At 60.0% G+C, this 7,771-nt stretch carries 6 protein-coding genes, 1 pseudogene and 1 riboswitch; all 7 genes and pseudogenes read left to right on the forward strand.

The genetic code is table 11. The annotated features are described in order from the left end of the window. On the forward strand, positions 1-357 hold a 357-nt coding region (locus AC1DUU_RS17135; RefSeq protein ID WP_476784609.1), incomplete at its 5' end, for an ATP-binding cassette domain-containing protein. 613 nt (positions 358-970) lie between these two features. Then, positions 971-1,181: pseudogene (locus AC1DUU_RS17140) on the forward strand (transposase); the annotation flags it as partial. Between the two features lie 197 nt (positions 1,182-1,378). Beyond that, positions 1,379-1,581, forward strand: a riboswitch (cobalamin riboswitch). Between the two features lie 168 nt (positions 1,582-1,749). After that, positions 1,750-3,609, forward strand: coding sequence for a TonB-dependent receptor domain-containing protein (locus tag AC1DUU_RS17145; RefSeq protein WP_476784610.1), 1,860 nt, complete (start codon positions 1,750-1,752; stop codon positions 3,607-3,609). A gap of 10 nt (positions 3,610-3,619) precedes the next feature. After that, entirely contained in the window at positions 3,620-4,495 is an 876-nt protein-coding gene (locus AC1DUU_RS17150) for an ABC transporter substrate-binding protein (protein ID WP_476784611.1), read from the forward strand. Continuing rightward, positions 4,492-5,493 (forward strand): FecCD family ABC transporter permease, encoded by a 1,002-nt coding sequence (locus AC1DUU_RS17155; protein ID WP_476784612.1) that lies wholly within the window; start codon positions 4,492-4,494, stop codon positions 5,491-5,493. The genes AC1DUU_RS17150 and AC1DUU_RS17155 overlap by 4 nt, the downstream gene beginning before the upstream one ends. Then, a complete protein-coding gene (locus AC1DUU_RS17160; RefSeq protein WP_476784614.1) occupies positions 5,490-6,278 on the forward strand; it encodes an ABC transporter ATP-binding protein in 789 nt (262 codons plus the stop codon). Before AC1DUU_RS17155 ends, AC1DUU_RS17160 begins: the two co-directional genes overlap by 4 nt. A gap of 4 nt (positions 6,279-6,282) precedes the next feature. Next, positions 6,283-7,314 carry a DUF6925 family protein gene (locus AC1DUU_RS17165; protein WP_476784613.1) on the forward strand — a complete coding sequence of 344 codons (1,032 nt, stop codon included), beginning with the start codon at positions 6,283-6,285 and terminating at the stop codon, positions 7,312-7,314. Positions 7,315-7,771: the final 457 nt, after the last annotated feature.

Here is a 7,771-nt window from a genome sequence, read left to right on the forward strand (position 1 = left end):
CACGAACTATCGGGTGGACAGCGTCAGCGGGTCGGCATCGCGCGCGCGGTGGTGATGCAGCCGGATTTCGTGCTTGCCGATGAAGTCGTATCGGGCCTGGACGTGTCGACGCAGGCGCAGGTGCTCGCCCTAATCGCCGAGCTCAGTCGCGAAATGGGCCTCGCGGTTGCCTTCATCAGCCACGACCTGTCCGTCATTCGCGCCATTTGCGATCGGGTAATAGTCCTGGAGGGAGGCAGGGTCGCGGAGGAAGGCCCATGCAGTCGCGTTTTCGAGGCACCACATTCCGACTACACACGGTCATTGCTCGACGCCATTCCATTGCCCGAACCGACGCCTGGTTGGCTGGATACATAGGCCGGCGGACGAAGTCGATCTTTTGTCGCCTTTGGGAAAGGGCCAGCACGTTTCAGATCACCACGGTCGAGTACGAGTACCGCCTCCGTTAAGGCTTCGCGCGGCGTGGAGGGTTTCATAAGACTCAGCATGCCGTCGAGAAAGGGCAGTTGCAACGGCTGAGTGGAGGCGCAGAGAGCGCCTGATCCGAGGCCAATTGTGCGGCAAGAATTTCGAACTGTTCGGTGAACGTTATGCCGCTGAAACCCGAGGCTCTTTGCTGCCCCCCTTCGAAAACTCTTTGATCTCCGTGCGAGTCGCAATGACCGAGCACAGTGGTTAGGGATACTCGCCGGGAAGTTGGGTGGGTCGGGCAACGTCGCTATTCGAGCACGGGCTTTGGTACGTTTGGCACGAGCCCGCAACCGTAAAATTCCTATTAGATTTCATGTGAAATGCCTGATAGGCATCTATAAAAAAATTAACAGAGATGCGTAACCATCTGATTTTGCTATTTCTTCTACCGCGCCATCCGACCAATCCGCACCACGCCCAGCCATCGTGACTACGAGCGCCTGCGGACGCAGTCATGCAATTTTGGAGCTAGAAAACTGATGGGGCGTGGGGCAGCCGCATCTCGACGCGCTCGGTCCACGATCCGGTCATGGCGATGGGCATGAGCAGTATTTCCGAGAGCCAGGTCACGTGGCTGTGCGAAGAGACCACGACAAGGTCAGGCCTTCCTGGCCCGGCCAATCGAAGGCGACTGGCCGTATCTGTGGATCTACGCCACTTATCTGAACGTGCGTCGCGGCGGGCGCGTCGCATCGGTCGCTGTCATAATTCTCCGCAAATACAGAATACTATACCTGCAGCATGAAGGCCCATGCCTGGCAAATAATACAGAAAACAAGTCCCAGTTAGGCAGCAATAACTGGATTAGACCCGAATTTGACGCCTTTCAATTTGCCTACGACAAATGAGATGCACTCGCTGCAAGAATTCCGATACCCCTCCAATTGACAACTTCGGCGCGCTGGCTATTTTCCGACTCGGAATTGGTTCCGCCGAGAGGTGGATGAAAAGGGAACACGGTGAGGCCACTGGCCGAATCCGCGACTGCCCCCGCAACTGTAACCGTTGAGCCTTCTCCAACATGCCACTGAGCGCACGTTATGCGGTCGGGAAGGCGGAGAAAGGCTGAGACACGGAAGTCAGGAGACCTGCCCGTTCCAGTCACCCATGCTTTGTCCACGGGGTGCGGACAGGCGCGGTCGCTCGTGGCGGTGACATTGAAAAGTGTTGCCGCATGCGGAGGGCCGCAGGGTGAATTGCATCCCTGCACCTGCCTGCCTGCGGTTTGGAGAAACTGGCGCGCCCTAACCGCGCCACCCGAACCATTTGGGGGCAAAATTGCAGAGACTACTTATTGCCGCCGGCGCACTGTCGCTGGCACTTCCCGGTCACACCTACGCGCAAGAGCTGCCTTCATCAGGGCCGACCCTGCTCGATAGGCTGGTGATCACCACGCCTCTTCGCCGCGCAAGTTCGCTTGTGCGGGCTACCTCCTCCGTCACGGTCATCGATGAAGACGAGATCAAGGGATCGGCTGCGCCCGATCTGCCCTCGCTCCTCAAGCGCTATCCCGGCGTTTCGATCATCGGTTATGGCGGCCAAGGCTCCGCAACAAATGTCTATCTTCGGGGCATGTCCTCGGGGCAGACACTCGTGCTCGTCAATGGCGTGCGTACGGCCTCAGCCACCAGCGGAATAAGCTCGATCTTCAACATCCCGCTCTCCGCGATCGAGCGTATCGAAATCGCGAAGGGTCCGCATTCGGCCCAATACGGCGCAGATGCCATTGGCGGCGTGATCAACATCATCACCAGGCAGGGCGGCAAGTGCGACGACGGACGCGATCGCTGCGGATCGATTACAACGGGGGTAACATATCCCTGGGGAGCACATGTATCCGGCAACGTGCGTGGCCAGACGGCAGGCGGCGTTGAATACGCTGTGGGCGGCAGYCTTCTCGGCACCCAAGGCTATGACTTCACGACCCCTTTGGCATGGGGTCATGAACCCGATGATGACGGCTTCCTGCAGGGCTCGCTAAATTTCTCTGTCGCCAAATCCTACGACTGGGGGCGGCTCTACGCAGATGGCCTCTTTGCCCGTGGCCGGACGGAGTATGACAATTCGTTTCCGTCGTTCAACGAGGTCGACACCGATACCTTCGCCGGAAAGATCGGCGCCACGTTGAAGCATTCGGACAGCTGGAATTCGACTGTCGAGGTTTCCAGCGGCCTAGACCGTTCGACCAACTTCCGTGATGGTGTTGTTGGCAACAGCGAGTTTGACACGCAGCGCTTCGGAATCTTCGCATCGACGGAGAAATCCTTCGAGTTTGGGGACGCAACGCATGTCGTTGCTGGCGGTGCTGAAGCCTATCGCGAAAGCGTGGACTCGACCGTCGACTTCGGTGTCGACTCCCGCAATCTGGTCGCGGTCTTCGGGCAGTATTCGGTCGAGTATGGCGCACTCACCATCGATAGCGGCCTGCGCTATGATCACAATGAACAGTTCGGCGATGCGACGACTTACAATCTCGGTGCCAGCTGGGAAATCGTTCCGGATCTCATCGCGCGAGCGTCCTACGGCACAGGCTTCCGTGCCCCGACCTTCAACGACCTCTATTACCCGGGCTACTCGAATCCAAACCTCAAGCCGGAAAAGTCTCGTTCCTACGAGATCGGCCTGAACTGGCGGCCGACGGTCGACACGACGGTTGACGTAGCCCTCTACCAGACCTGGCTCACCGACGCGATCGCGTCCAATCCCCCAACGTACCTCCCCTTCAACGTCGCCAGAGCCAAGGTTTCGGGCGTAGAGGCTTCGGTGTCTCACCAATTCAGCGACAGTTGGAGCGGCAAGGCTACGATCGATTATCGCGAGCCAAAGAACCAAGACAACGGGCTCTACATTCCCTACCGCGACCGGTTCAAGGCCACGGCGGAGATCGGCTACCGGGCAACCGAGCAGCTCAACCTCACGGCCAAGCTGCTTTACGCCTCCCCGCGCTATGCCAATGCCGCAAACACGGTCAAGCTGCCGGATTATGTCACCGTGGACTTCACGGCCGACTATGCCTTTGATGACAGATCGAGCCTGAAATTTTCGGTCGAGAACCTATTCGATGAGCAGTATTCAACCGTCACCGACTATCGAGCGCCAGGACGGACCATCAACCTCAGCTTCACGCGCCAGTTTTGAGATGATGCGGATGTCTCCCTGCTGCCTTTCAAGAGCAAGCCTTCATCAATGGCTGTGCTCATTCGCTGGCGCGCTCGTTCTGGCGGCCTTTGCACCTGCGGCAGAAGCAGCCGACGGCCCCAGCCGCGTGGTTTCGATGAACGTGTGCACCGATCAGCTGGCCATGCTGATTGCAGACAAGGAACAGCTGCACTCGGTCTCCTACATGGCAAGCGATCCCAGCACCTCCGTTCTTTTCGATAAGGCGGCTGGGATTGCCGTCAATCATGGTCTCGCGGAGGAGGTCTTCCTGATGCAGCCCGACCTCGTGCTGGCAGGCACCTACACCACGAGAACGACGGTGGAACTGCTTCGGCGCCTGGGCATCCGGGTCGAGGAATTCGCTCCCGACAGTTCGATCGCCGACATCCGTGCGAACATCCTTCGAATGGGTAAGGTCCTCGCCAGGGAGGACCGGGCAGCCGAACTTGTCGGCGAACTCGACAAGGGCATCGCCCAGCTCGAGAAGGAACCACCCTCAGGCAAGACGGTAGCCACCTACTATGCCAATAGCTACACGTCAGGCGCCGGCACGCTGGTAGACGAGGTCGTCAAGCTTTCGGGCCTGGCCAACCTCGCGAACAAGCTCGGCCTGTCTGGAAGCTCTCGGTTGCCGCTGGAAATGCTCGTCCTCGCCCAGCCTGACCTGATCGCCGACGGAAACACGTCCTACGGGGCTCCTGCGCTTGCGCAAGAGAACTTTGTCCACCCGGCCTATCGCGCCATCGCTGCCTCAGGAAGATCGGTCACCGTACCCTCCGGCTACACGATCTGTGGTGCTCCCTTCACGCTTGAAGCGGCTCGGATCCTCCAAGCTGCGGCCAGCAACATCAGGGGAAATCCATGAGAGCCCCAATGCCCTACTATGCGGTACTTGCGGCCTTGGCGCTGGTTACTGCCTGCCTGTTTCTGCTGTCGCTGACCGTGGGCCCGGCAGCGATAGCGTTTTCCGACAGCCTCGCCGCATTGTTCTCCCCAAAGGCGGATGCGATCGCCCTGGTCATGCAGGAAATCCGCCTGCCCCGCGCTCTGCTTGGCCTGATGGTCGGAGCTACCCTTGGCCTATCGGGTGCCGCGCTCCAGGGATACCTGCGCAATCCGCTGGCTGAACCCGGGCTGATCGGCGTGAGTGCATCGGCATCGCTTGGTGCCGTGGTCGCCATCTACTCCGGGCTCACATCAGTGTTTGCCTTGGCACTTCCGCTTTCAGCGCTCGCTGCGGCGGCCGTCGCAGTCGTGGTCGTCCAGGCTTTGGCAGGTCTTCGCGGCAGCACGCTGACCATCATTCTGGCAGGTGTCGCCGTATCGAGTTTCGCAGGCGCGATGACGTCTCTAGCGCTCAATCTCTCGCCGAACCCATTTGCCGCCCTCGAGATCATGTTCTGGATGCTGGGCTCCCTGACCGACCGGTCGATGACCCACGTCTGGCTTGCGTTGCCATTCATGCTCATCGGCTGGCTGCTGCTTGCGGCGTTGGGGCAGGCACTCGATGCGCTGACCCTCGGCAACGATACCGCTGCCACCATGGGGGTCGATCTTCGTCGGGTCCAGTTTCTGGCCGTGTTAGGAACAGCGGCATCGGTAGGTGCCGCGACCGCTGTGTCCGGTGCGATCGGCTTCGTCGGGCTAATCGTGCCCCACCTGTTGCGCCCCCTCGTCGGATCGCGTCCTTCCCGGCTTCTTCCGGCAAGCGCGCTTGGCGGTGCTGCCATGCTGCTGGCGGCCGATATCCTGGTGCGCATCATCGCGCCCGGCAAGGACCTCAAGCTCGGAGTCCTCACTGCCATCGTCGGCGCGCCGTTCTTCCTATGGCTGGTCTGGCGCACGAGAAGGAAGCTCGCCTGATGCTGCTCGATGTCCATAGCCTCAAGGTCTCGCTTGGAACCCGCCCGGTCATCGATGGGATCTCCTTCAATGTCGCCGAGGGCGAGTTCATCGGCCTGATCGGCCCTAACGGTGCGGGCAAGTCGACATTGTTGCGCGCGCTGCTTGGGCTGCTTCCTGCCGTGGGGAGCGTCGCATTCGGACCTCTCGATGCGGCCAGGCTCTCCGCACGCGAACGGGCCCGTCATGCCGCTTATGTCGCCCAGGACAGGGAGATTGCCTGGTCGGTTTCGGTTGAAATGCTCGTCGGCCTTGGACGGGCCCCGCATCGCCCGAGCTTCGCGCCTTTGTCGGACAAGGACAGGGAGATCGTCGAAGAAGCGATGGCACGCATGGAGGTGCAACGGTATCGTGAACGCCCGGCGACAGAGCTGTCTGGCGGCGAAAAGGCTCGCGTGCTCATCGCGCGAGCGCTCGCGCAGGACACCCCCCTGCTGTTTGCCGACGAACCCACTGCAGGCCTCGATCCTTCGCACCAGATCGCCCTGATGCACCTCTTCACCGATCAGGCACGCAGGGGACGAAGTGTCATCGCCTCTATGCATGACCTCGGGCTTGCGGCGCGGTGGTGTTCCAGACTCTTGCTCATAGATGCAGGCCGGATCGTCGCTGACGGATCGCCTTCCGAAGTCCTCACGCCCGGCAAGCTTCGCGCCGTCTATGGGGTGGAAGCCCATTTTGGCGAAGCGAGAGGCGGAATGCTGGTGCAACCGCTTGATCTGGCAACAGCCCCCACGAAGGAATGATCCCATGAACCGACTTCAGGACCTTCTTGGCCAGCACCTTGCCAATTGGCAGAGCGGATGGAGCATGGGCACCTTTGGAGCCATAGCCGAGTTTCATCAGGACCTCGGCGAAATTCCGGTGATTGACGATCCAGCTCGCCTCACGCGGGCAACGCGAAGAGGCGGAGTCCGTATCGTGTCTGCAGCTCTCGCGAACATCGTTCCCGTCGCTTACGAGACTCTCAGCCCGAAAAGACATCGCTGGAGCCAGGCACTGGCACTCTGCCTGCCTGAGCACCTGGCGCGCAGACCTGCGCGCCAGGTGCTGACCGAAATTGGCCCGGACGACAATGCCATCCGCGGCATCGATCGGACAGGTATCCTGTTCGACATGGGCCTGAAGCTGACGCAATGCGACTTCTGCATCCGCACCAGCGATCCGAAGCTGCTGGGCGTGCTGAGGGCCAATCTCGGTCTATCAGTGATGGATCCCACAAATCAAGCGATGGCCGCGATCCTCTCGGTGCATCCTCACCGCGTTGCATTGACCAACATCGGCCGCGTCGAGGTCTACCAGAAGATCGGTGGACCCGACACAGGCGGGGTTTCGCCGGCGGGGCCGCACACTCATGTTCTGCCAAAACTGCTGAAAGGTTGCCGAACCCATTCTGCCAACACGCCAATTCCTGTTGGGTTATTGCCTGTTGGCTCACTGCATCCCGGAAATCCCGTCAGCGACGAAATGGGACGAGACAGGCCGTTCGACAAACAGCTGCATGGAGCTTTCCAATCCCTGCTGAAGGACTTTGGGATCGCAGAAGCCGTAGCGGCAAAGTCGTTGGTCGAAGTGGCTCTACGGGACGGCAAAGAGCCAGACGAAATCGAGCTGCCAGCGACGAGGCTGTCGAGAACATCGCTGCGCATGGCTCTTCGACAACACGAGCATGTCGCCCAATCTGGCGCTCAAGCTGAATTGCTGGCCCTCATCGGCCGCTGGCGCAATGCCCTGGAAGGGACAGATGATTCCGTTGAAGAGGACGACGCTCCTGGTCACTAGGTAAATCATCTCGAACGGGTATTATCCCCTGCAGGTACGCTTCTCAGCGAGGCGATCGGGTTGAAAAGCTGCTTCGCCTGTGATCCGGCAAAATTGAACGCCGATCGGGGGGTAGTTTTGGAGCCGTTTGACACCTCTGCATCTGAGCAACTGGCTCGCAACGCTCAGAATATGCCGTTGGATCGCGTTTCCATCGACACGATTCAACTACATGTCGATGCCGACGACGTATCCGCCCGACATTTCGATCGAAGTGGGATTGATCGACATGCCTTTCCGCCCTGACCGCCCCTACAACGACCTCCTGCCCTGCCCCCGCGCGAGGATGTCGAGACCAAGGCAGTCCCAAAGGCCTGCATCGAGACCCGGACGGCGCTGGCCGAACTTCGCAAATCCGGCCAGTTTATTCCAAACCAGGCCATTCTGATCAACTCGATTCCGCTGCTCGAAGCACAGG

Source organism: Aminobacter sp. P4_H6_2 (assembly GCF_056400805.1).